General features: G+C 31.7%; 23 protein-coding genes. 2 read left to right on the plus strand and 21 right to left on the minus strand.

Annotated elements, in window-relative coordinates; translation table 11 throughout:
- The 3 genes from ACI48P_RS11175 to ACI48P_RS11185 form a co-directional block, all read right to left on the minus strand.
- The coding region (locus ACI48P_RS11175; RefSeq protein ID WP_475215703.1) for a sugar transferase at nt 1–447 on the minus strand (447 nt) is incomplete at its 3' end.
- Between the two features lie 29 nt (nt 448–476).
- On the minus strand, nt 477–1,190 hold the full coding sequence (locus tag ACI48P_RS11180; protein ID WP_475215704.1) for a CpsD/CapB family tyrosine-protein kinase: 714 nt from the start codon (nt 1,188–1,190) through the stop codon (nt 477–479).
- 13 nt (nt 1,191–1,203) lie between these two features.
- Nucleotides 1,204–1,881 (minus strand): YveK family protein, encoded by a 678-nt coding sequence (locus ACI48P_RS11185; protein WP_475215706.1) that lies wholly within the window; start codon nt 1,879–1,881, stop codon nt 1,204–1,206.
- A 580-nt stretch (nt 1,882–2,461) separates the two neighbouring features.
- On the opposite strand from ACI48P_RS11185, the gene ACI48P_RS11190 reads away from it, so the two are divergent.
- Nucleotides 2,462–3,022, plus strand: coding sequence for an NUDIX hydrolase (locus ACI48P_RS11190; protein ID WP_475215707.1), 561 nt, complete (start codon nt 2,462–2,464; stop codon nt 3,020–3,022).
- A gap of 184 nt (nt 3,023–3,206) precedes the next feature.
- Here the strand turns inward: ACI48P_RS11190 and ispG are convergent, their stop codons facing one another.
- The 14 genes from ispG to ACI48P_RS11260 all read right to left on the minus strand — a co-directional run bounded on the left by ispG (nt 3,207) and on the right by ACI48P_RS11260 (nt 18,436).
- The gene (ispG, locus tag ACI48P_RS11195) at nt 3,207–4,262 is read right to left on the minus strand and encodes a flavodoxin-dependent (E)-4-hydroxy-3-methylbut-2-enyl-diphosphate synthase (protein ID WP_475215709.1); all 1,056 of its coding nucleotides are present in this window, start codon (nt 4,260–4,262) and stop codon (nt 3,207–3,209) included.
- Nucleotides 4,263–4,355: 93 nt separating this feature from the next.
- Complete coding sequence (locus ACI48P_RS11200) at nt 4,356–4,568, minus strand: hypothetical protein (RefSeq protein ID WP_475215710.1); 213 nt, start codon at nt 4,566–4,568, stop codon at nt 4,356–4,358.
- Nucleotides 4,569–4,609: 41 nt separating this feature from the next.
- The gene (gene rseP / locus ACI48P_RS11205) at nt 4,610–5,614 is read right to left on the minus strand and encodes an RIP metalloprotease RseP (protein WP_475215712.1); all 1,005 of its coding nucleotides are present in this window, start codon (nt 5,612–5,614) and stop codon (nt 4,610–4,612) included.
- Nucleotides 5,615–5,770: 156 nt separating this feature from the next.
- On the minus strand, nt 5,771–6,925 hold the full coding sequence (locus ACI48P_RS11210; RefSeq protein ID WP_475216532.1) for a 1-deoxy-D-xylulose-5-phosphate reductoisomerase: 1,155 nt from the start codon (nt 6,923–6,925) through the stop codon (nt 5,771–5,773).
- Between the two features lie 425 nt (nt 6,926–7,350).
- Nucleotides 7,351–10,452: a cell wall-binding repeat-containing protein gene (locus ACI48P_RS11215; RefSeq protein ID WP_475215714.1), complete on the minus strand. Its 3,102-nt coding sequence runs from the start codon at nt 10,450–10,452 to the stop codon at nt 7,351–7,353.
- 517 nt (nt 10,453–10,969) lie between these two features.
- Nucleotides 10,970–11,749 (minus strand): phosphatidate cytidylyltransferase, encoded by a 780-nt coding sequence (locus ACI48P_RS11220; protein WP_475215716.1) that lies wholly within the window; start codon nt 11,747–11,749, stop codon nt 10,970–10,972.
- Between the two features lie 12 nt (nt 11,750–11,761).
- On the minus strand, nt 11,762–12,472 hold the full coding sequence (locus ACI48P_RS11225; RefSeq protein ID WP_475215718.1) for an isoprenyl transferase: 711 nt from the start codon (nt 12,470–12,472) through the stop codon (nt 11,762–11,764).
- Between the two features lie 29 nt (nt 12,473–12,501).
- Nucleotides 12,502–12,705: a hypothetical protein gene (locus ACI48P_RS11230; RefSeq protein WP_475215719.1), complete on the minus strand. Its 204-nt coding sequence runs from the start codon at nt 12,703–12,705 to the stop codon at nt 12,502–12,504.
- Between the two features lie 2 nt (nt 12,706–12,707).
- Nucleotides 12,708–13,262 carry a ribosome recycling factor gene (frr, locus tag ACI48P_RS11235; RefSeq protein WP_475215721.1) on the minus strand — a complete coding sequence of 185 codons (555 nt, stop codon included), beginning with the start codon at nt 13,260–13,262 and terminating at the stop codon, nt 12,708–12,710.
- Between the two features lie 63 nt (nt 13,263–13,325).
- Nucleotides 13,326–14,030 carry a UMP kinase gene (pyrH, locus tag ACI48P_RS11240; protein ID WP_475215723.1) on the minus strand — a complete coding sequence of 235 codons (705 nt, stop codon included), beginning with the start codon at nt 14,028–14,030 and terminating at the stop codon, nt 13,326–13,328.
- A 173-nt stretch (nt 14,031–14,203) separates the two neighbouring features.
- Complete coding sequence (tsf, locus tag ACI48P_RS11245) at nt 14,204–15,112, minus strand: translation elongation factor Ts (protein WP_475215725.1); 909 nt, start codon at nt 15,110–15,112, stop codon at nt 14,204–14,206.
- A 59-nt stretch (nt 15,113–15,171) separates the two neighbouring features.
- The gene (gene rpsB, locus ACI48P_RS11250) at nt 15,172–15,897 is read right to left on the minus strand and encodes a 30S ribosomal protein S2 (protein WP_475215727.1); all 726 of its coding nucleotides are present in this window, start codon (nt 15,895–15,897) and stop codon (nt 15,172–15,174) included.
- A 217-nt stretch (nt 15,898–16,114) separates the two neighbouring features.
- Entirely contained in the window at nt 16,115–17,299 is a 1,185-nt protein-coding gene (locus ACI48P_RS11255; RefSeq protein ID WP_475215729.1) for a D-alanyl-D-alanine carboxypeptidase family protein, read from the minus strand.
- 78 nt (nt 17,300–17,377) lie between these two features.
- Nucleotides 17,378–18,436, minus strand: coding sequence for a potassium channel family protein (locus ACI48P_RS11260; RefSeq protein WP_475215731.1), 1,059 nt, complete (start codon nt 18,434–18,436; stop codon nt 17,378–17,380).
- 380 nt (nt 18,437–18,816) lie between these two features.
- Between ACI48P_RS11260 and ACI48P_RS11265 the strand changes: the two genes are divergently transcribed.
- The gene (locus ACI48P_RS11265; protein ID WP_475215733.1) at nt 18,817–19,860 is read left to right on the plus strand and encodes an anti-sigma-I factor RsgI family protein; all 1,044 of its coding nucleotides are present in this window, start codon (nt 18,817–18,819) and stop codon (nt 19,858–19,860) included.
- Nucleotides 19,861–20,020: 160 nt separating this feature from the next.
- Here the strand turns inward: ACI48P_RS11265 and ACI48P_RS11270 are convergent, their stop codons facing one another.
- From ACI48P_RS11270 to gcvPB, 4 genes are all read right to left on the minus strand, one after another.
- On the minus strand, nt 20,021–21,655 hold the full coding sequence (locus ACI48P_RS11270) for a hypothetical protein (protein ID WP_475215735.1): 1,635 nt from the start codon (nt 21,653–21,655) through the stop codon (nt 20,021–20,023).
- Between the two features lie 232 nt (nt 21,656–21,887).
- Nucleotides 21,888–23,447, minus strand: coding sequence for a Na+/H+ antiporter NhaC family protein (locus ACI48P_RS11275; protein WP_475215737.1), 1,560 nt, complete (start codon nt 23,445–23,447; stop codon nt 21,888–21,890).
- Nucleotides 23,448–23,503: 56 nt separating this feature from the next.
- Nucleotides 23,504–24,622: an ATP-NAD kinase family protein gene (locus tag ACI48P_RS11280; RefSeq protein ID WP_475215739.1), complete on the minus strand. Its 1,119-nt coding sequence runs from the start codon at nt 24,620–24,622 to the stop codon at nt 23,504–23,506.
- Between the two features lie 31 nt (nt 24,623–24,653).
- Nucleotides 24,654–26,216 (minus strand): aminomethyl-transferring glycine dehydrogenase subunit GcvPB, encoded by a 1,563-nt coding sequence (gene gcvPB, locus ACI48P_RS11285; protein ID WP_475215740.1) that lies wholly within the window; start codon nt 26,214–26,216, stop codon nt 24,654–24,656.
- Between the last annotated feature and the right edge of the window lie 13 nt (nt 26,217–26,229).

The raw sequence follows: 26,229 nt of genomic DNA on the forward strand, positions 1-26,229 counted from the left end.
ACTCATATCTCCCTTTAATACATTAATTAACTGAGGTAATTCATCTATACTAGTTTTTCTTATAAACTTACCTACTTTTGTTATCCTAGGATCATCTTGTATCTTAAACACAGGACCAGTTTGTTCATTTTTTTCCATAAGACTATCTAATAATTCCTCAGCATTATGAACCATACTTCTAAACTTATACATATCAAAAGTCTTAGGATACTTACCATTTCTTTCTTGTGCAAAAAACACTTTACCCTTAGGGTCTTCAATCTTTATTAATATTGCTACAATTAAAAACAATGGTGATAATAATATTAGTCCACTTAGTGCTCCAACTATATCTATTATTCTTTTTGTTACCACATAGAAAACAGAGTTATTTGTTTCTATGTTTTCTAGACTAATAGCCATAGTGGAAGCATCAATCTCATCATTAAACCTAAATCTTTGCCCCACTACAATTTCCTCCAAATATAATATTTAATCTATCTTTTCTTATTCTTCTTATTTTTAGCTACTCTACTAGTAGTCTCCTCTTGGTAGTAGTAGTTATAATAATCATAAGCTCCACCACTAGCCTCATACTTATTAAGTATAGTACCTATAATGTTGGCTCCTACCTTATCTAATCTATCTTTAGCAATCTTAACCATTTCAATATCGGCCTCATTAGATCCAACCACAAGCACAGTACCATCACAGTAAGTCGATATGATACCTGCATCAGTTACTACCCCTATAGGAGGTGCATCTATAAAGATATAATCATAATGATCTCTTAAACTCTCCACAAAACTTCTCATCTTCTTAGAAGCTAATATCTCAGAAGGATTTGGTGGTATTGGCCCACAAGCTAATATGTGTAAGTTATCATTTTGTGTTTTGTGTACACATTCTAACAAACTTTTGTTATTAACAAGTATATCAGTAAGCCCTTGTATATTACTCTTTTCAAAAGCTCTGTGAACACTTGGATTTCTTAAATCTCCATCTATTATAAGTACCTTTTTATCAAGCCCTGCAAAAGTAATTGCAAGGTTTGATATTACTGTAGTCTTACCTTCATTTTGCTTAGAACTAGTAACATTGATTACTTTTAGCTCTTTGTCTAAATTAGAAAACTCTATACTTGTTCTTATTCCTCTATATGCTTCTGATATAGGAGATTTTGGCGTTTTAAAAGTTATTAATTGTTTCATATTAATCTCCCCCCTACTCTGATTTTTCTTTTGGTATTACACCAAGTATTGGTAATCCTAAATGTTTTTCTATATCTTGTGGTGACTTTATCTTGTTATCCATGTATTCTAATATAAACACGACAACTAGCCCAATCATAACACCAAGTACAGCAGCTATAGCTATATTCATCTTTTTATTAGGCTTTATAGGATTTTCTGGAAGTATTGCCTTATCAACTACTTCAACACTATTAGCCTTAGTAATTCTCTTTGCTTCTCCAGTAAATACCTTAGGTATTTGGTTTGCTATATCTCTTGCTCTATTAGGATTTGTGTCTTCTACACTTATTTTTATGATCTGTGTATCTTTAACAGGAGAAACAGATACTTTTCCTGATAATTCTTCATATGTTATATCAAGACTTAACTTATCTATAACTGGCTCAAGTACTGTTCTAGATTTTATTATTTCTCCATATGTAACAGCAAGCTTTTGAGTAACCATAAATTGATCCCCCGTTATAGTATCTGTACCTTCTACTGTATTAGTATCTACTATAAGAGTCGTATTAGCTTGATATACAGGCTTAAGTACAAAGAAACTAACCGTTCCACTTACTATTATGGCGATGGCTGCAATAAGTCCAATAATCCAACTTCTCTTCCTTATAATTGCAAAATATTCTCTTAAGTCAATTGTTTCTTCCATTCTTTCCTCCATTTTTTAAATTATATTTTATTTTTCTTCTAGTTTTATAATCGCACTAACGAAATATATCATATTTAGTCATATTTGTATATACATTCGACAAAACTAGACACCTCCTTACACTGTATCGACATTCATCGACAAGGCTTTAATGTTCGTATTTTTTTATTTCCTTTTTTAATATCTTTAATATTTAAAAAAACTACATTCTGACGAAACCCTTTTTTCTACTCTTAACCATATATAATTATAACAAATTCACTTTAATATATTGTACTTTCGACAAAACTAGTTGAATTAATTTACCTTAAATCTTTAAAATATTCATATATTCGTTTCAATTTTAAATTATTAATAAATTTAAGAATTAGGTATATTCTTGTCAGAATTTATAATTTTAACGCTAAAGTAATATATAGTTCTGTCGTATGCCGAACAATTTTATATTTTACCACAAAATGGAATTTTCTTTCAAGATATCCTTCGTGAAACCTCATATATTTATTTTACGGATTATAGTTCTAAAGTTATAGTGCAAGTGATATGATTATTAATATATATTTTTCAAAAGGAGATAACTATGAACTGGATAAAGCAAATAGAAAACTACAAACCCTACAATGAACAAGAAGCAAAAGACAAAGAACTAATATTAAACAGTATATCTACATACCCAAACATCCTAACAAGAGACAACACACTGTGCCACATAACAAGCTCTGGATACATAATAAACAAAACCAAAGACAAAGTCCTAATGATCTACCACAAAATCTACAACTCATGGTCATGGACAGGAGGCCACGCTGACGGAGACAGCGACCTACTAAAAGTCGCAATAAAAGAAGCAAAGGAAGAAACAGGACTAGTAAACGTAAATCCTGTTAGCAACGAAATCTTATCCCTAGACTCACTAACAGTAAATGGACATATTAAAAGAGGAGAATACGTGTCCTCTCACCTTCATCTATCAGTAGCATATCTACTAGAAGCAGATGAAAATGAAGAACTAATAGTAAACGAAGATGAAACCAACGGAGTAAAATGGATACCAATGGATGAAATAGAAAACTACTGCAGCGAGCCATACATGATAGAAGTCTATAAAAAATTCCATGAAAAAATACAAAAAATATCCTAACTCCAATAAAAGTTGAGGATAATTTATTAATCTTATAAATTTTGTATAAAGTACTCAAACTATTACCCGTATAATAAATGTGTAGTACCCTAACTAAATTAATATTTAATATATTAATATCAAAATTCTAATGTAATACCAAAGAAGGCATAGCAAACTCCCTTGCTATGCCTTCCCCTTTATATTAATACTTATCTATCTCAGCTAATAACTCATCAACTAAGCTATCACCCTTAATTTTTCTAACAACTTGACCCTTCTTAAACAGTAAGCCTTCACCTTTACCTCCAGCTATACCAATATCAGCTTCTCTAGCTTCACCAGGACCATTAACAGCACATCCCATAATAGCAACAGTAATATCCTTATCCATCTTGCTAATCTTTTCTTCAACCTCATTAACAACACTTATTAAGTCAATATTGCATCTACCACAAGTAGGACAAGATACAACCTTTATCTTATCATTTAATAAGTCTAAACTTCTAAGAATCTCCTTACCAACCACAACCTCTTCACAAGGATCTCCAGTTAAAGAAATTCTTATAGTGTCACCTATACCTTTTAAAAGCATAGCCCCAACACCTATAGAAGACTTAATAGTCCCCTTCTTAACACTTCCAGACTCAGTTATACCTATATGTAGAGGATAATCAACCTTCTTAGATATAAGTTCGTAAGCATCTATAGTCTTATATATATCAGAAGACTTAAGAGAAATAACTATATTATAAAAATCTAAATCTTCAAGAATCTTAACATGTCCTAAAGCACTCTCAACAAGAGCCTCTGCAGTAGCAGAACCATACTTTTCTAAAAGTTCCTTCTCTAAAGAACCTCCGTTAACACCTATTCTTATCTTTAGATTTCTTTCCTTACAAGCCTCAACAACTTGTCTTACTCTCTCTATATCACCAATATTACCTGGATTTATCCTAACACCATCCACACCTTGAGCTATAGCCTCTAAAGCCAATCTATAATCAAAATGTATATCTGCAATAACAGGAATATTAGAACCTTCTTTAATCTTTCCTAAATTCTTAGCAGCCTCCATATCAGGAACAGCAACCCTAACAATCTCACAACCAACCTCTTCAAGTCTCTTAATTTGTGCAATAGTAGCCTCTGCATCCCTTGTATCAGTATTAGTCATAGACTGTATACTAATAGGATTATTACCTCCTATTTTTACATCGCCTACACTAACCTCTCTACTCATTCTTCTCTCATAACTCATATATATCACCTTCTTAATCCTATATAACTCAATTTTGTCTAATTTTTTAAATTTATTAATTTACTATTTTATATATTTTCTTTAATTTATTTCTTAATTCATTCTCTTTAATTTATTCCTGAATTCATTTTCTTTAATATATTTTCTTTTCTTCTCTTTTACTTCTTTTTCCCCAACGCAGCGCCACCAATATACTAAGCGCCATGAAATAATCGCCTGGAGCAAAATCCAGCGAAGGGGAAGGATGAATAAGTTTACTAACATTCGCAGGCCCGCTCCTGGCCTGCATGGCAGTAAACTTATCATCCTCCCCGAAGCGCTGATTTTGCGACCCACCGCATTATTTCCTAAAACAATCTTAGAATATCCTTATAAGTCACAAATAGCATTAGGGCCATAAGTGCCGCGAAGCCTGCCATGTGGATAGCACCTTCTTTATTAGGATCAAGTTTCTTCCCACCTCTTAAGGCTTCAACTCCTAATAAAAGTAATCTACCACCATCAAGTGCTGGTATTGGAAGTAAATTAAGTATACCTAAGTTTAAGCTTATTACAGCTCCTATGTAAACAACATTAATTATCCCTGTCTTAGCCGCATCAGATACTATACTAATCACACCTATTGGACCTGCCACAGCATTTCCTGCACCACCTGGAACAGTACCAGTAATCAACTGACCAACAAAGCCTACCATCTGCTTAGTCATATTCCAAGTTCCTGTAACAGCATTACCTATAGAAGGTAAAAATCCTTTTTCCATAGTCGGTTCAATCCCAACAACGAATCTTCCGTCTTTCTCTTGAGGAGTAACATTTATATCTTTTAATTGCCCATCTCTGTTTATAGTAATCTTAACTTCTTTACCATCAGATTTTGATAATATAGAAGTAACATCTTCCCAAGACTTAGTTTTTTCTCCGTTAATCATTTCTATTTTGTCTCCAGCCATAATCCCAGCAGCTTGAGCCGGACTATTATCTACCACTCCATTTAAAGTAGTTATTGGAGATCCCATAAACATAAATACTGGTACCAATAAAACTGCCGCCAATATTATATTGAAAAACGGTCCTGCAAATAAAACACTAGCTCTTTGAAGTATAGTCTTTTTCCCAAAAGATCTCGGGTCACTAGATTCATCATCTTCCCCTTCCATACTTACAAATCCACCAAGTGGTAACAATCTAACTGAATACTCAGTTTCCTTCTTTTTTACGCTATATACTTTAGGTCCCATACCTATTGCAAACTCATGAATTCTTATTCCTGCCCTTTTTGCAAATAGAAAGTGGCCAAGTTCATGTATAAATACTATTACACCGAATAATAGTATAGCAACTACTATAGTCATACTTTCACCTTCCTACTTCTTATTATTTAATAAACTCTATACCCTAGTAACTCAAGAGCATCGCTTATTTCCAATCTATTATATGTACAAAAATTTTATGTCCAAAAACTAAAAATTATCTTTTTAAATTATTTACTATAAAAATTTTCTTTTTAATTATCTACTAATAGATCTTTCTATAAACTCTCTACTCCATCTGTCAGCTTCAAGTATTTCTTCTAGTGTTGGCTCATTAATACTACTATGAGCTTCTAAAGTTTTCTCTATGTAATATGGTATGTCATAGAAACCAATTTTATCCTCTAAAAATTCATTTACTAGTACTTCATTTGCTCCATTTAACACTGCCGAGTATGTTCCACCCATCTTAATTGAGTCATATGCTAGTCTTAAGCATGGGAAAGTTTCTAAATCAGGCTTTTCAAAAGTTAAAGTACTCCACTTAGAAAAATCTAATCTTTCAAAATTATTTTCTATTCTATCTGGATAAGATAGGGCATATTGTATCGGTAGCTTCATATCAGGACAGCCCATTTGAGCTATTACTGAACTATCTATAAATTGTACCATTGAATGAACTATACTTTGTGGATGGACAACAACATCTATATCAGTATAATCAACATCAAATAACCACTTAGCTTCTATTACTTCTAACCCCTTATTCATAAGCGTAGATGAATCTATACTTATTTTTCTACCCATGCTCCAGTTTGGATGCTTTAAAGCTTCATTTTTTGTAACATGTAATAGGTCTTCTCTATTTTTACCCCTAAATGGTCCACCTGACGCAGTAAGTATAAGCTTTTCTATTTCTCTATTTTTTTCTCCATTTAAACATTGGAAAATAGCACTATGCTCACTATCAACTGGTAGTATATCTACACCATATTTTCTAGCCTCACTCATAACAAGGCTACCAGCAGTAACTAAAGTTTCTTTGTTAGCTAAAGCAATAGTAATGCCTTTTCTTATAGCGCATAATGTAGGAAGTAATCCTATCATACCAACTATAGCAGTTAAAAGTACATCTACCTCATCTAGCGAAGATATAGCTTTTAACCCTTCCATACCTGATAAAACCTCTATATTAATATCTGATGGTATCATTTCTTTAAGTCTAAGAGCACTAGCTTCATTATATACAGCTACATACTTTGGTCTAAACTCTTTTATTTGTTCTAGAAGTAAGTCCACACTGCTATTTGCAGATATTGCTACTACTTCAAACTTATCTTTATTCTCCCTAACTACATCTAAAGTTTGTCTCCCTACAGAACCTGTAGATCCTAAGATCGATATTTTCTTCATAATCATATTCCTTTCAAAAATTACAGTATACTTACTTATTATACCATTATTGTATCCATCATAGTAATTTTTCACACAAATTTCATCTCCAACGTAGAGTTACAAGTTTTTATTGCTCCATCTAACAAAAGGCAAGTGTAAGGTTAATTATATAAATAATTATAATAAGTAAAACGTTTTCTCTTGATTTATTTACCGAGAAAAGATATAATTAGATTGTAAGATAATTGGTAATAGTCAAGGTTAACAGGGGAAAATATGAACGAACTTTAGAGCTGTCGTGTAAACTAATACGGGGATTAGTCGCACAACAGCTCTTTTTTTGCCTTACTATTAATCTTTAAATACCTAGCCGATTTGATTTCTAAATATAACTAACATTTCATATCATAATCCAGACATGATTATATATAATATTTCCAAAACTATTTAACTAAGCTCTTTATTTTATCTATAACAGCAGATTTTATTCCTCCGCCTACTTCATATAGCTTAGATGATTTCTTATTATCTAATATATTTTCTTGAGTAGTAGATAAACTATCTGTAGCTAAAACTACTGGCATATCTTTCTTAGCTGCTAAAGGTCCAACACTTAAAGCATCTACCAGCTTATCATGCTTAGTAACTGCCACTGCATTTAAGCTTGAAGCAGTATAGAACTTTTCTATAATCTTAGCATTAGTATCTTGTCTAGTTTCTCCAGCTATTCTATTATTAGTTACATCTTTTGAAGTAACTTCATTAACTTGATTTATAACACTATTTGATATTTTAGCATCTCCACCTATGAAATATGCATCACTTACCTCTTCACCTTTTATAAACTCTAAAGTATCTTTATCTAATCCATCTTTAGCAGTAAGTAATATTGGAGCTTTTTCTCTACCTGCTACTGGAGATATAGATAATGAATCCGCTTCACCATCTCCTGCTCCTATATAAACTTTAGATACGTCATTAGTTTTATCTAATTCTTTAGCTATATTTAAAGATGTTTCATATCTTGTAGCTCCACCGATCCTTTCTACAGATATATTCGATTTTATACCCTTTATAGTAGATATTACATCTTCTGATATTGCAGACTTTCCTCCGATCACTATTACCTTGGAAGCATTTAATCTTTTTATTTCGTTAGCAGTATCAGTTGGTAAGCTATTGTTTTTAGCTAATAATATTGGAGCATTCTTTGATGTTGCAAGTGGTGTTGCAGTAAGTCCATCAACAAGATTTTTATCTTCTCCACTTACTATAAATACTGTATCAGCACTATTCCATCCTTCTTTAGAAATTTCTACTGCTGTTTGATATCTTTCTGTACCTATTAATTGAGTATTAGATACTGTATTATTTCCTGAGTCTGGAGTTACAGATCCTCCACCTCCACCACCGCCTGTACTATTTTCAGCTAATCCTTCTACAGACTTAGTTAAACTTGTTAATGCAGAGCTTATTTCTTCTTTTGATGCATCAAGATTAGTTATTATCTCTTTTGCTGCTGCTATTTGTTCTTGTAATTTATTATAACTTGCAGTAGTATAGTTTCCTTTTTCTATTTTACTAGACTCTACTATTAACTTACTTAATTCAAAGTCCACTATATTACCAGCAATGTATGCTACATTGTTATCAGGTGTATCATCACTAAGTATTCCGTCTAATAAATCAGCAAAAGCTCCACCTATTAATCCACCTACAGTAGTTCCTTCAGATATTTCCATATTGAATAATTTATCAAACAATACCCTGCTTATTATTATGTCTTTTTTACCATCTCCATCAAGATCTACAACTGGTATTTTTCCTAATAATCCTATTTCGCCCTTATTATCATCTAATACCTTAATTAATGCATCTTGAACTGCCGGAGTATTTTTTAATTCATTGTATAGAGTCTTCATAGCATCCGAGTAATTTTCATCACCAGCATATACTTCCATTAAACAATGCTCTATAGCATCCATAAACTTATAGTTTTCCCCTATAGTCGTATCTATTTCAACAGTTTTTAAATCTTCACACACAGCTTTTATGTATTTTATTACTTGGCTCTTCTTTAAGATTCCAGGTATTATATCTACATCTCTAGTCGAAGCTTGATTTTCATCTATTATTTCTTCTTGATAATCTTCTAGTTCATTTTTAGATTCATCTATTATCTCTTCTTGATAATCTTTAGATTCCTCACTTGTATCATCTAGATAGCTTTCTGCCTCCGCTCTTATTTCATCTATATTGTCATCTATTATCTGGGTCATATATTCCTTAGCCATGTTATAAGTTGCAACCATCTCCGGACTTGCATCTTCAGGTAATACACCATCAATAAGGTCTACTAATATTCCTTCTAATAAAGATGAAACCATACCTGGAACTCCATCTCTCATAGCTTTTTCACTGTAGTCTTCAAAGTTAGGTACACCATCTATAGACTTAATTCTTTCACTTTCAATATGTATCTTTCCTGTTTCCTTATCTATTTCAACATATCTTATTGGTGATGGATAACTTACTGAAGAACCAGTCATTATATCCATAATAGTGTTTCCGCTATCAGTAGTCTTAACAGCCATATCTTGAGCATGGAAGTGACCAGTAAACACATACTCCATACCTGCATCAGCTAATAGATTGGACACATTTTCATAATCTTCTACTAAATATGGTGCAAACACAACACCTTGTCCATCAAAATGCTCTACCATACCATGGTGACTCATACCTATTATAGTATCACCAGCTGCCTTTGCTTCTTTTACTTGATTAAGTACCCAATCTAACCTTCCATCTCTATTTAAAGTACCCGATGTACTTTGATCCTCTTTATTAGCACCATATATACCAGTATCCATCACTACTAACCTATATCCAGGAGCTAACTTTGCCACATAAGAAGTAGAATTAGGATCATTAGCTATAGTATTTTCATCATTAAAGCCATACTCTTCATATAACTCTTCAAATTCATCTGCCATAATTCCTTGTAACTTTTCTACTCTATCTTCTCTTCCTTCTTCTCCCACTTCACCCGAAACAGCCACAAACTTCTCAGCTCCTGGTGCATTTATATCATGATTACCATTAGTAACAAAAACCTTCTTTCCAGAAGCCTCAATTAATTTAGCAGCCTCAGCCACCAACTCATGCGCCTCCACCTCAGAATCCTTAGTTAAATCTCCCGGTATTAAAACAACATCCGCATCAGAATCTATCAACCTCTTAACAGTAGAATTTAATATCCTACTACTTTCCTTAAGCATCTTTCTATCGCCATTTACATACTCTTGGAAATTAGGACCCTCATTACCCACATAATCCTCTGGGAATAAGTGTAAATCAGAAGCCACAGCAATCTTTAAAGGCTTCACACCAGCATTTTCTTTAGACTGTGTATCTTGCCCCAAATTTGCATCTTCCTCAGCATAAGCCACAATAGCCTGCCCCATAGGAGCCATACTCGTAGCTGCCATAGCAGTCAGCATACCCATACTAGTTAACTTCTTAGCCTTGTTTGATATCTTCATTTTAATAAATCCCCCATTTGTAATACATTTTACTCATTTGTATTTTTGTATATCTTTGTTTCTTTACAATTTAATAATAATAAAGTTTTATTAGGTTCTTATTAAATAGAAGTTAACTGTTTTTTAAATACAGATTAACAAACTGTTAAATGCTAAAACAATGTTAAAATATAACAATTTCTATTTAACATAATTTCATTTATTAAATCTACACAAAAATAAGCCTATCGCCCAAGAAGGCGAAGATTTAGAAATCTTTGCGCAGGAGGAATATAATGAAGTCACCTTGATTCGCAGACCCGCCTTTGACCTTCAAACGCTCAACCTCCCTATTCAATTCGTGCATAAAAAAATAAGGCTGTCGCCTAGGAAGGCGAAGGTTTAGAAATCTTTGCGCAGGAGGAATATAATGAAGTCACCTTGCATTTGCAGACCCGTTCTTGGTCTGCATGCAAGTGAACTCATTATATCCTCCGAAGCAAAGATTTCTAAACCGAAGCCTCCAGCGAAATCAGCCTTATTTTATAAACAAGTAAATAGCATAATATACGAAAGGTGAGACTAGTATCACACTATCGAATCTATCTAATATACCCCCATGTCCAGGTATTAATTTTCCATAATCCTTAATTCCAACATATCTCTTTATAGAAGAAGCAAAAAGATCCCCAAACTGAGCAATCACACTTCCTATACCACCTATCAACACCATATGCCAAATATCAAACCCAAATAAATATCCATAAACCACACAACAAACTACACTTCCTAAAACTCCTCCAATAGCACCCTCAACAGTCTTCTTCGGACTAACTCTAGGAATAAGCTTGTGTCTTCCAAATAAATAACCACTAAAGTACGCAAAAGTATCTGTCGCAAATGATATTATAAATATCAGCCATACATAAATCTTACCTAACTCGAAATTATTTATTGTTAAAACTATAAAATCCAAAAACATCCCTACATAGATAAGCCCTAGTAAGGTTACTGAAATATCAATAATATTGTTTCTCAATCTTAACATTGCAATAATACACATCATAAATAATATAAATAATACAACATATGTATATTGTGTCGGTAAAGACATAATATTCTTAATCCCTATGTATATTGCAAATATATATCCTACACTAAAAATAGGATGTATGTCTTTCGCTCTAAAAGCATTATAAAACTCATGAATAGCAATACCAATTATTGCCATCTGAGCTAAATATAAAGGTATTCCCCCATATACTACAAATAAACACAGAGGAATAAGGGCTAAAGCAGCAATAATTCTTGTAAGCATAATATATTCTCCTTACTTAAGTCCCCCAAACCTTCTATCTCTACTTTGATATACACTTATAGCCTTTCTTAACTCTTCTTTGTTAAATTCTGGCCAGTGTATATCAGTGAAGTAAAACTCAGAATATGCAGCTTCCCACATTAAGAAGTTACTTAATCTTTCCTCTCCACTAGTTCTAATTATTAGATCAGGGTCTGGTATTGACTTAGTGCTTAAATAGTCTTTTATAGTATCTTCAGTGATGTCTTCTATATTTATTTTACCACTTTTGCAAGCTTTTACTATATCTATTACACTATTTTTTATATCTGCTCTACTTCCATAGTTCAGTGCCAGATTTAGATTAACGCCAGTATTATCTTTTGTTAAGTCCATAGCTTTGTCTAATTCTGATTGACACACCTTTGGTAAATCTTCAATTTGACCTATAGCAGTCACTTTGACATTATTCTTATGTAATTCAGATATTTCATTTTTTAAATATGTAGATAATAAGTTCATAAGAGTATCTACTTCAAGTTTAGGTCTCTTCCAGTTTTCTGTAGAGAAAGCATATAAAGTCAAATGCTTAACACCTAATTTTGAACACTCTTTAACAATTTGTCTTATAGTTTCTACTCCTGCCTTATGTCCAGCAGTCCTTGGAAGAAATCTTTTCTTTGCCCATCTCCCATTACCGTCCATAATTATAGCTATATGAGTAGGTATATGCTCTAAGTTCATCTCTCGCCTCCAGAGTCAAATCTGACCCCTTATTTTAAGGAGTCAGAAAAATATGTCACTACTAATTCCACACCATTATCACGGTCAGATATATTAATAACTCTAGGAATTATTAACTTATCTTGGTCTTTTCTCCCTTGAATAGTAGTAACAGTGTAATTTATCTTATTGTTATCAAAATGCTCTTTAACCGCATCTAAATGAAGGCCTAATAGGTTATAATATTTTTCCAATATTATACCGCCATTATATCTTGTTCTTTAGCATTAGCTAAAGCATCTATTTCTTTAACGAACTTATCTGTTGTCTTTTGAACTTCTTCTTCAGCCTTCTTTAATTCATCTTTAGTTATTTCGCCATCTTTTTCTAATTTCTTTAACTTATCGTTAGCGTCTCTTCTTTCATTTCTAAGTCTTACTTTGAATTCTTCTGCAACCTTGTAAGCTCTCTTAGCTAACTCTTTTCTTCTTTCTTCTGTTAAAGCAGGTACTGATATTCTTATAACGTTACCATCGTTAGTTGGGTTTAATCCTAAGTCAGAGTTTCTTATAGCTTTTTCTATTTCAGTCATAGCAGACTTATCCCATGGGCTTATCATTAATGTTCTTGGTTCTGGAACAGATATAGCACCAACTTGACTTACTGGAGTTGGAGTTCCGTAGTAGTCAACTCTTACCTTGTCTAACATTTGAGCATTAGCTCTTCCTGTTCTTATTGTAGTGTATTCATGCTTTAATGCTTCTATTGTTTTTTCCATTTTTGCTTGTAATTCTTTTTGCACAGCTTTCATGTGTTATTCCTCCTTTGGTATTCACTATATTTTTATTTATCTCACTAATATTATATTACTATATTATTTAACAATTGTACCTATTTTTTCTCCAGCAACAGCCTTTATTATGTTCTCTGTAGATAATTCAAATACGTGTATAGGTATTTGGTTATCCATACATAATGAAGTAGCTGTTGAGTCCATAACTTTAAGACCCTTTTGTAATACTTCTATGTAGCTTAATTCATCAAATTTAACAGCATCATCATGTACTTTTGGATCTTTGTCATATACAGCATCAACATTTTTAGCTAATAATATAACTTCAGATTCCATTTCTGCAGCACGAAGTGCAGCTGCTGTGTCAGTTGAGAAGTAAGGATTTCCAGTTCCTGCACCAAATATAACAACTCTTTCTTTTTCTAGGTGTCTTACTGCTCTTCTTCTTATGTAAGGCTCTGCTATTTGTCTCATTTCTATTGCTGTTTGAACTCTAGTAGCAACTTCCATGTTTTCTAATGCATCTTGCAGCGCCATAGCATTCATTACTGTAGCTAACATTCCTATGTAGTCAGCAGTAGTTCTATCCATACCTTCTGATGTTCTTCCTCTCCAGAAGTTACCACCACCTACAACTACAGCTACTTCAACACCTAACTCTTGTATTTCTTTTATAGCAACAGCAATTTCATTTACAACATCATTATTTATACCGAATCCTTTGTCTCCTGATAATGCTTCTCCGCTAAGTTTTAATAATACTCTTTTGTACATTGGCTTATTCATGAAACCCTCCTGTTAAACTATATATTATCTACTATATTAATTATTTACAGAAAATTAAATATCTATTAATTTTACTATATCTTTTCAGCAAAAAATAATTTATCGTCTAGATAAATTATCCTTTTTTCCTACTTTCTAAAAAAGAGAACACGCGAGTGTTCTCTTTTGGTTTATTACTTAAGTTGCTTAGCAACCTCTTCTGCAAAGTTTTCTTCTTTCTTTTCGATACCTTCACCAACTTCGAATCTTACAACTCTAGCTATTTTTATGTCTGAACCAACTTTTTTAGCCATGTCAGCAACTAAACCTTTTACAGTAAAGTCAGGGTTCTTAACGAAAGGTTGTTCTAATAAGCAAACTTCTTTTAATTGCTTTTCAAGTCTACCTTTTATCATTTTTTCTACTATGTTAGCAGGCTTTCCTTCGTTTAAAGCTTGTTGAGTTAATATTTCAGTTTCGTGAGCTATGTACTCAGCATCTACTTCATCTCTAGAAACGTACTTAGGATTCATAGCAGCAACTTGCATAGCTATATCTTTACCCATAGCTAAAACTTCAGCATCTTTAGCATCTGTTAACATTTCAACAAGAACACCTATTCTACCTCCACCGTGGATGTATCCAGCTATTTGTCCTTCAGTAGTTAACTTAGCAAATCTTCTTACGTCTAACTTTTCTCCTATAGTAGCTATTCTATCGTTTAATACGTCACTTAAAGCTTTTCCATCTTTGTGAGTTTCAGCTAATAAGTCAGCTATTTCAGTTTTTTCAGTAGCTAAAGCCATTGCTACAGCATCCTTAACGAATGTCTTGAAATCTTCGTTCTTAGCAACGAAATCTGTTTCTGAGTTTACTTCTACTAATGCAGCAGCAGTGTTGTCAGCGTTCATTTCTATAGCAACTAAACCTTCAGCAGCAACTCTGTCAGCTTTCTTAGCAGCTTTAGATAAACCTTTTTCTCTTAATATATCAACAGCTCTGTCCATGTTTCCTTCAGCTTCTTGTAAAGCTTTTTTACAGTCCATCATTCCAGCGCCAGTACTTTCTCTTAACTCTTTAACCATTTGTGCAGTTATAGCCATTTTAGTATCCTCCTATGTATTAATAATGGTAAGGGAAGCCCCTTACCATTCAGTTGTTATTATTCTTGCTCTTGAGCTTCTTCAGCTGCTACTTCTTCCTCAGCACCTTGTCTACCTTCTATAACAGCTGTTGCCATAGCACCAGTTATTAATTTAACTGCTCTTATAGCATCATCGTTACCTGGTATAGCAAGATCTAATTGCTCAGGGTCACAGTTAGTATCAACTATTCCTATTACAGGGATTCCTAATCTGTGAGCTTCTTGTATAGCTATGTTTTCTTTTCTTGGGTCTACAACGAATATAGCTCCTGGTAATTCAGGCATATCCTTTATTCCACCTAAGTATTTTTCTAGCTTTTCTTTTTCAGCTCTTAACTTTATAACTTCTTTCTTAGGAAGTACGTTGAATACTCCTTCAGCTTCCATCTTTTCTAATTCTCTTAATTTCTTTATTCTTGTTTGGATAGTCTTGTGGTTTGTTAACATTCCACCTAACCATCTTTCGTTAACGTAGAACATTCCACATCTTTCAGCTTCTTCTTTTATAGCTTCTTGAGCTTGCTTCTTAGTTCCTACGAATAATATTGGCTTTCCAGTTTCAGCTATTTCTTTAGTGAATCTGTAAGCTTCTTCAACTTTCTTCACAGTCTTTTGTAAGTCTATGATGTATATTCCGTTTCTTTCTGTGAAGATGTATTGAGCCATCTTAGGGTTCCATCTTCTTGTTTGATGTCCGAAGTGAACACCAGCTTCTAATAATTGTTTCATTGATATTACTGACATTGCTGTACCTCCTTGGTTTTATACCTCCAGCCTGATCATCTCCCTAAAAAACCTCCATACGGGCACCTTTTAAGGATCCCAGTGCTGTGTGTGATATTTTTTATTTTGTGTTTTTCACCTCTAGTAGTATATCATAGGGTTATATAAAATACAACATTTTTTGAGGTAAATAATTTTTTTCTTTTTTCTTCTACATTATATTCACTTTTTTATTGTTTTAATCAGCGAAAATCATTTTTATTTTAGTTTTTAATGGTGCATTGTCTACATCATTATCACTTATTATATCAACACTGCCAAGTACTTCTCCACTTTCTGTGTAATATTTTATTACGCCAAGTACATCACCTTTTTTAACAGGGTATGTTACTTCCTTAAAGGTCATTTGAGAATGTAAGTTTTCTTCTTTTCCAATTATTGCATAAAGTTCATCTTCTGCTTTTAATACTACTTCTAATTCTTCAAGGCCTTTAATATATCTTTTACCTATTAATTTGTCATCATCCATTACTTTCTTTATAAAGAAGTTATTTCTTCCATAGTTAAGCATCGATGTTGACGCAGATATTCTTTTGTCTTTATGGTTTGTCCCAAGTACTACACCAATTATTCTATGCTCTTTATCGTTGTTTACATCTTTAGGAATTAACATAGAAAAAGACAAACAATAACCCGCATTACCAGTGTATCCTGTTTTTATACCATCTACCTCAGGATATATAGATAAAAGTGCATTGGTATTATTTTTTGCAAAGCCTCTTTCTGGATAACTATAATGTTGCATGTCAGTAACAGCTTTAACTTGTTTTTCATAATTATCAAACATATACTTACCAAGAGTAGCTATGTCTCTTGCGCTAGATATGTTTTCTTTTGGTGGCGCTTTAGGATTACTTAAGTCATAAATAGGAAGTCCATGAGGATTTACAAAGTGAGTATTTACCATTCCTATTTCTTTAGCCTTTTTGTTCATCCTTTCTACAAACACCTTTTCATCTTTACTTATGTGTCTCGCTATTGCTATTGCAGCATCATTACCAGATACTATCATAAGACCTTTCATTAATTCTTGTAGAGGAATCTTTTCTCCTACCTTTAAGTGGTAGCTTGATCCTCTTACTTTAGCTATAGCTGCATCGATTTCTATTATATCGTCTTTTTTTACTTCATTATTTTCGATAGCTTCTATAGCTAGTAAGAATGTCATCATTTTACTAAGACTTGCTAGTGGTCTTTTTGCATCTGGTTCTTTTTCAAACAATACTCTGTTAGTTTCTTGGTCAATAAGTATTGATGATTTTGAGAACTTATCTACATCCTTTGGCTGTGCATAAGCTGCATTTGGGACTATAAAACTTAGGATGATAGAAAGTACTATTAGCTTTTGTTTCCCTTTTTTCAAAGATATCACCTTCTTGGATTAATAAGTATATATTAATTTTTTCCTTAATTAGTGAATTTTATATCTAGTAATTATTAACTACCTTATCATTCTTTTAATAACAACTGATGCCCAAGTGGCTCCAATGGTCACTCCAAAGAAAACTTCTATAGTTACTAATATTTTTGAAATCATGGTTGTAGCTATCATATCTCCATATCCTACAGTACTAAAAGTAATCATACTAAAATACCACAAGTCTACATATGAACTTATTATTTCTTTAAAAGAATAGCTTCTAATATTACCAATATCTACTCCTATTATTTTATAATCTAGTGTTCTTATTCCACTAAACATATATAAAAGTGCAAACACACTAATAATCAAAATAGTAATAAATAATATATTCCACGGCCTCTCTCCATAACCAATAGCGTACTTTGATAATCTATCAAAAAACTTTGCACAAACATACTCACTATTAGTCGGATAATCACTTGCCTTCATTATATAGCTTCCATAAGCTCTTTCTTTATAATAGTAAAAACCTATTCTTTCATGGTCTCCTATTTTATGAGCTTGATTTCTAGCTATTCTATAATTAATCTTTCCATATAAATAATCATCTCTTTGGTATTCTATATCTCTTAAGATAAACTTAGTTACGCCACTAAATAGTATTCCATCCATCCTAGGAAGATTTTCTACATTATTAATTACAAGATTTTGACCTTTAAATTTTACTTTCTCAAATATCTTTTCATTAATACACCTCTTATTAAAAGATGTTTTATAAAAATTGCAGTTTCCTAAGAATCTACTATTAACAAAAGTAACACAATTTTCAAATTTAACATTATTAAAATTTACTTCTCCTCTAAACTCATGCCCACTAAAAATTGCTTTCTTTTTAAATATGGAATCACTAAAGTTAAGTTTTTCATATTCATAATCTATAACTTCATTTATATTAAATTCTTCTTCAAAGATAAATCCTCTAAAATCACTTATTTTATTTTCTTTTATACTTTTAATAAACTTTTGATTTTCTTCGTTATTTTTACTTTGCTTATGAAATAAACAATAACCTGAAGAATCAGCTTCATATTTACAGCAAGCACTTTCGTCTTCCCTTAAACTCCACTTACACGTCATAAAAATCCTCCAAAATAATATTTACTTCAAATTTTAAATTTGCTTATTATCTTATTGTGCCTTGTTATTATTTTTTTATGTTTACTACAACTTTCATTATTAAGTTTTTGAAGCTTTTTTCAAATACTGGTAAAAAATATGTATGTGGTAATAAATCAGTTAAAATAATGCTCTAATAAAAATTATCACTCAATTTTATAAAGTAAAAGTTAAGTACAATTCTAAATGGGTTTACTTAAAAAATTTTATAATATTTGATTAAGTATCTATAAATTAAACCGATAATAATAGCAAGTAAGTCTGAAAGCATATCTAAAAGATTTACTGCCAAAAATCAAAAATCTAAATCTAATAAATTTGTAAACTGGGGGCTAATACTTATGAATAAGAGATTCGTAATAATTACTTGTTTGATGGTTCTATTAATCGGTGGAAGTAGTGTGGCATACACTTACACCAAAACACCTGCCTCATATTTAAGCTTAGACATTAATCCAAGCGTTGAAATAGGAGTAAACACATTGGGTAAAGTTGTAAAAGCTGAGGGATATAATAATGATGGTAAAAAAATATTAAATGGAATAAATGTGAAAGGCTCTGATGTTAAAGAGGCTATTAACACTTTGGTTTTATCCGCTATTAAGAATGGTTTCATAGAGAAAGATGGTTCAACAGTTATTTCTCTTACATCTGAAACAGATAATTCAAATACTGCAACTAAACTTGAAGCTGATGCAGAAATCGGAGTAAATGAAGCTTTGAAGGAAGATGATATAACAGCGGTTGTCCAGAAAGATAATGTTGCTCTTGCTAGACGTGAAGAAGCAAAAACATTAGGTATTACTCCTGGAAAACTTAACCTTATAAAAAAACTTCAAGCTGTCGACCCAACTGCTACTTTAGAACAATATAAAGATTCAAGTGTCAAAGATATAATGCTAGCTATAAAAAATAATACTGATCACGAAGCTAAAAATAACAAAGATAAAAAAGACTTAAACAATACCGACAACGGCGATGTAAACAATATAGATAATAATAATGTCAACAACAGTAATAGCGATAGCAAGGATAAAATCAACAACAACAACAACGATAACAAAGATAATGTCAACAACAGCAATAGCGATAACAAGGATAAAGGCAACAACAGTAACAACGATAATAAAGATAATGTCAACAACAGCAATAGCGATAACAAGGATAAAATCAACAACAGTAACAACGATAACAAGGATAAAATCAACAACAGCGATAGCGATAACAAAGATAATGTCAACAACAGCAATGGCTATAACAAGGATAAAATCAACAACAGCAATAGCGATAACAAAGATAAGGTCAACAACAGCAATAGCGATAACAAGGATAAAATCAACAACAGCAATAGCGATAACAAAGATAAAGGCAAGGGTAATAATTAAATAAAGTAAGAAGCTCAAAAGTAGGAGTATGCCAATCAGTATACCCCTACTTTTTTTATTAAAAATATGTTGTTTATTCCAAATCATACCACATTGTTAATATTTCATTTGTATTTTCGTTATCTTTTCGAACTTCTATATTTTAAATTTGCTTATTATCTTATTGTGCCTTCTTATTATTTTTTATTTTAAAAGTTGATCTAAATAAAATTATATTTGTCGTTAATAGAACGATAATATACATATTAACTGCTAAAGAATTAATAATAGAAATAACAAAGTGAATTAATCCCATAATAAATACCAAAATAATCATCAAATAGTTTTCTGCTATTGCCCAATTTTTCTTTAGCATATTGATTTGACAAGAAAATGGCATACTTTTATCTAGTACCTTAAAAGTAATTATAGTTATAAATACTAAAACTAAAAATATAACTATCAAGTGTTTAATTATCTTAAATTTATAGAAATAAACAAAGATTATAGACGAAATTAAGTAAAGGGGAATTATTACATTAATTAGGCAAGCTTTAATAGCTGCCTTATGTACAGCCATTTTATTTTTTATATTTATTGTTTGGTATATATATGATGCCTCATAATCTTTAGAATATTTTAGTGATATCATTACTGTTGGAATTATCATTAAGCAGAAATATAAAAATAGATACATATATGGATTAAAGAATTTTTCATTTTTATTAAATATCATAAATATAGGAAATGTACAGTAATTTCCAATAGCCGGGTATATTCTATATCTAAAATCTCTATCATTTCTTATTATCTTAGAAATGAAATCAAAAAATATTCTTTCTTCTTTATCCTTACAGATAACCTTACTAAATTTCATTTTTGTTTTATATTTTCTTTTGTATTCATTTTTACGTTTACTATAACTCTCATTGTTAAGCTTTATAAGCTTTCTTTCAAACATCGGTGAAAATTTCATATAAATTAAAATAGATGCTATAGGAATAACCAAAGCTAAAAAAGCTAAGATTAATAAACTTTCATTTTTATTACCACTTACTATTATTTCAAGTGGAGCTGCAAACCAAAAAGGCGGTAGGAAATAACTTATATATCCTATATTAATACTTTCAAGTAAATTTACTTTATCAGTCATATTCATAATAATAAAATAAGCACCACTAAATAATATAGTCATACCTATTTGTATAATACTAATTACATCTTTAAGCTTCTCTCCATCAAATAGCTTTAAAGCTAGCATATAAATTAATCCTGATAAAACTATTATAAAAATATTCACAAGTAATATTTCTATAAAAAATACCAATAAAAATGTTGGTCCATATTTTATGGATGCGACTAGTGAAAATCCACTTAAAGATAAACTTATTCTTATCATATAAATCATAATATGAGTTATTTTAGAAGCACTTAATGTTTTTGAACTTATTCCTCTAGTAGCTAAAATCTCATTATCCTTAACATCTAATATTACAGATGAAAAATCAGACATAAATATTGTAAGCATAAAAGACATAAGTATCGAAAAGTAGATAACCATTGAAATAAAAGTATTTTCGCCATTTATCATGATTGTCATCATAGCAAATGCAATAATTGCGTATATTATTTGAACTAATTTAAAATGAGATGAGATTTCATTAAATTTACTTTTATTTAATAAATTATTACTCTCCCTTGAATCTATAGTTAACTTAGTTTTTAATATTAATCTCATGTCATAATAATCAACACCTAGTTTTTTATATAAAAAACTAAATTTATCAAGTATTCTTAGTGATATAAAATTGTTCATAGTGCACACCCCTTTTGCCCTAAATATTTAATAACCTCTCCCCCTGATAGTTATTAAATAACCTGTTGTTTATTCCAAATTATACCACATTGTTAATTCTTTATTTGTATTTTTAGTATTTTTTCTAACTTTTTCACAAAAAAAGAGCATAGAGTTGAACACAAAACCATAAAAGGAATTGATCTCTATGCTATTAATAAAATATTAATAAGAATCGTCTAATTATATTAATTTATTCTTCAGCCTCTTCTAATTTTATTTTTTTTGAATTTATCTTATTCATAGTTAAAACAATCACCAATAAGATAAATATTCCAAGTGGCAAGAATATATATGGAGGCAATTTAAAAATACCTATAAGAAGCAACATTAAAAATACTACACTTGCAACAGTTAAACCGTAAGGAATTTGGGTCCTTACATGGTCAATATGGTCTGCCCCTGCAAATATGGAAGCCATCACAGTTGTATCTGAAATTGGTGAACAATGATCCCCAAATACAGCTCCCGACAAAGCCATTCCAGGTACTGCCATTGCCAATGCAGCATCTCCCGTTACTTGATATACTAGTGGTATTGCTATTGGAGTTACTATTGCCATAGTACCCCATGAAGTACCTGTAGCAAAAGAAACTACCATACCTAAAACAAATATACTAATCGGTAATATCCAAGCTGGTATGGAATCACCAAGTACACTTACTAAGAATGCTGCCAGACCCATTTGCTTTGTTACCTCTCCTAGTGACCATGCCATTAATAATATAGCTGCTGTCAATGTCATAAGCTTCATACCATCAATAAAAGTATCCATAGTTTCTTTAAAAGTCATTATTTTGTATCCTAATGCTAAAACTACACTACTTATAGCCATTGCAAATGATCCCCATAATAAAGACGTTATGGCATCTGCATTTTCAAGAATTCCCATAAATCCTACGCCTTCGCTACCTGTATATATAAATCCAAATATAGTTGTTCCTAACATAGCAATGAAAGGTATTATAAAAGTTAATATTCTCGGTTTAACATCTTTTGGCTCTCCAAGTTCTGAAGCTACATCTAACATTGGTTGTGCCTCATCAGAACAGAATTTGCCAGTTTTTTTAGCTCTATTTTCTGCTTTTAGCATTGGTCCATAGTCTAATCCTGTTATTACTATCATACCAACAAATGCTAATGTAAATATACTATACATGTTGTAAGGTATACTACTTATATATGCTTGCATTGGTGTAACAGTCAGTAGCCCTGCAGCTAGTAATCCTTGACTTATCATACCTATTTGGAATGCAATCCAGTCAGATATAAAAAGTGATGCTGAAGGTGCAGCTGTAGAGTCTAATATATAAGAGAATTTTTCAGAAGATATTTTGTGTTCTTTAGCAATATCTCTAAAAACATTTCCGTCTATAGCTGCTATTAGACAGTCATTTACACTTATACACATACCTAATAACCATGCCCCAATACCAACATACTTTCTATTCTTTATTTTTTGCCTTGCCCACATAGATAAAGCCTTACTCCCTGATAACTTCCATATAAATGATATACCCACTCCCATGAACATTGTAAATAAAATTAGTTTTGCATTATCTGGGTCAGTTAACTGATTTACTACAGTTTCAAGGGAAAATGATGTTGCCATAAATACATTTCCTTTAAACATTATTAACCCTGCTGTAAGTACACCTGCAAACAAAGATGGTATTACCATTTTACTTTTGAAGCACATCAATATTGCAACTATTGCTGGTAATAAAGCCCATATACCAAAATTACCTTCCATTGTTTGTACCTCCCTAATTTTTTATTTATTTCTTTTGTTATTAGAGAGAGTTATTATTAATAACTTTTTATAGCATACATTATTTGCTCCTTGTAACCTACTATAATTTTCATATATCCATTTAACATTTTATTTACTTCATCATCAAAAGTATCAACATATAAAGGCTTAAATTTTAGATTCAGTAGTTTTTGCTTTGTAAGAATAGGTAAAATATTCTCCTTACCTACATATCTAATTACTTCTGCGCTTATTTGTTGATTCCCTCTACCAAATAAATAACCTTGTGCTCCAGTAGGTGTTACAACTAATTTAGACTTTTGGTTCCTTACTACATTTAATATGTCTTCACAATTAGCATCAAGTTTGTATATTTTTTTATTAATTACAATATCAACACCTAATAGTGTATTTTCTATACTTAAAATATCCATTATTGCTCTTGTAGTAGTTCCTGGTCCTATAATGTACGCTACATCATTCTGCATATTATCAACAATATAAAGTCCTATTGCCCTTTGTGCACTTTCTTCATCTAAAGGTGTGGGAGCTTTTCTATTTTGTAATAACACTGTTTCTTTCGGAACTTTTAAGTATCCGTATAGCCTTGTGTAAACTTTACCTTTTCTATATTTATCTTCGTCTATATCAACAACTTCCTGTTCATTTATATGTTTAATATCACCAGTAATATATTTAAAAGCTATCTGCCCTGCACACTTAGGACTTATTGCATATACCGGTGAGTGTATTTTCACACCCGCCGGTATACCTATGCATACAACATTCAGACCTATTTCACTACTTATATCCCTAGCAGTACCATCTCCACCCGAGAATAATAATAAGTCTAAATTTTCTTTTATCATTTCTCTACAGGCTGATTTTGTATCAAAACTAGTTGTAGTATCAGAGTCTCTTTTGTACACTACCTTCACTTCAAACCCTAAGTCTCTAGCAATATTTTCTCCCATATTTGAATTAGCTGTAACTATTATAATATCTTTTTTTAGAGGTAAAAGCCCTTCTAATGCTTTTTTTGCCATACTTTCTGATTTTGGAGTAGAGCCTAGTTTTATTGCTTTTTTTAAGGTTTCTTCTCCATCAGTTCCCTTTAATCCAACTATTCCTCCCATGCCGGCTATAGGATTTATAATAATCCCTATCTTAATCAATATAATCTCCCCTTCTTAAGTTAGGTAAATATTATTTATCTGCCTTCTTTAAGTAAGCTCTCCATGTGATTGCCCACTTATCGCTATCATCAAGTTCAGATTCATCAACCTTATGTGAACTACTTCTATATGGTGCATTATAAGCTATTTTTGGATCCTCATATGCTTCATCAAATGCAAAAGTAAGAGCATTGATATATTCATCTAAATCTTCTTTTGATGGTGTTTCAGTAGGTTCTAGAGTCATAGGCTCTTCTACATAATATGGATGATGACTAGTCCAGTAGTGCATACCAAAGTCCATCATTCTTCTTTGTATGTCCCCTGTTCCAACTCCAGTATCTTCTTTTAAATTTTTTAGAGTATATCTTGCTTGCTCTATTCTTTGCTTTCCTTTGATGTATGGTGCATCAACTGCTTTGTGCTGCATTAGTTTATTAAACAAATAGTTGTTATTTAAAACAGCTATTTTAGCAACCTCGTACAATCCATCTCCACCTAGAGCCCTTATCCAAGAGTATGCTTTTAATACTACCTGAGGAACTCCATTAAATATTCTAACTTTCCCTATACTATCTTCTAGATTATAATTAAGGAAATAATTATTACTTTCTTTATTGTAATCAACTACAGGACAAGGTAAAAAAGATATAAATTTATCAGTAACACCTATAGCACCTGTTGCTGGACCTCCACATCCATGTGGCGCAGAAAAAGTCTTATGGATATTAAAGAAGCACATATCAAAGCCTGCATCTTTTGCTCTAGTTACTCCTAATAATCCGTTAGCATTTGCCTGGTCATAACAACATACTCCACCAACACTATGAACTAATTCTGTAAAATCTTTTACTCTTGTGTTAAATACCCCAGTGTCTTCTGGGTTTGCCACAAAGAATGCAGCAGTTCTTTCTGATACAGCCGCCTTAAATGCATCATAATCTGGGTATCCATTTTCATCAGGGAATATTGTTATTATTTTATATCCTTGAACTGCAGGTGCTGCTGCATCTGATGGATGAGAATACACAGTAGTTATAATTTCATCACGTGTATCTCCTTCTCCCTTTTTATCGTGATATGCTCTTACAAGTGAAGCCATAGTCATAATAGCTTGACTTCCTCCACTTGGTTGAAAAGAAAATCTATCCATACCAGAGATTTCTTTCATATATTGCTCAGTGTTATACATTATTTCTAAAATACCTTGAGTTGTACTTTCATCTTGTAGTGGATGTAATTCTGTCATTTGTGGCATCCTTGCCAACTTCTCATTTATTTTTGGACTATATTTTACAGTACATGTACCTTGCCCAATTTCTATATTCAAATCAGCTCCTAGTGTTTCTTGAGATAATCTTAAATAGTGTCTTAGCGTTCTATGTTGTGCTATTTCAGGTAAATCTAATTCTTTTCTTTTCATATTATCTGGTAATATATCTATTGTATCTCCCACAGCATCTTGAATTTCTTTACATGGTGTAGGTGGTATTACACCTCTCTCACCTTTTTTCGATAATTCAAATATTATAGGTTCATCCCATTTTGCCTGATGGAAATTCTTAACTTTAAAACTTCTATCTATAAGCTTCAATCTGAGCACCCCT

The organism is Romboutsia sp. LXY-2, assembly GCF_056171995.1.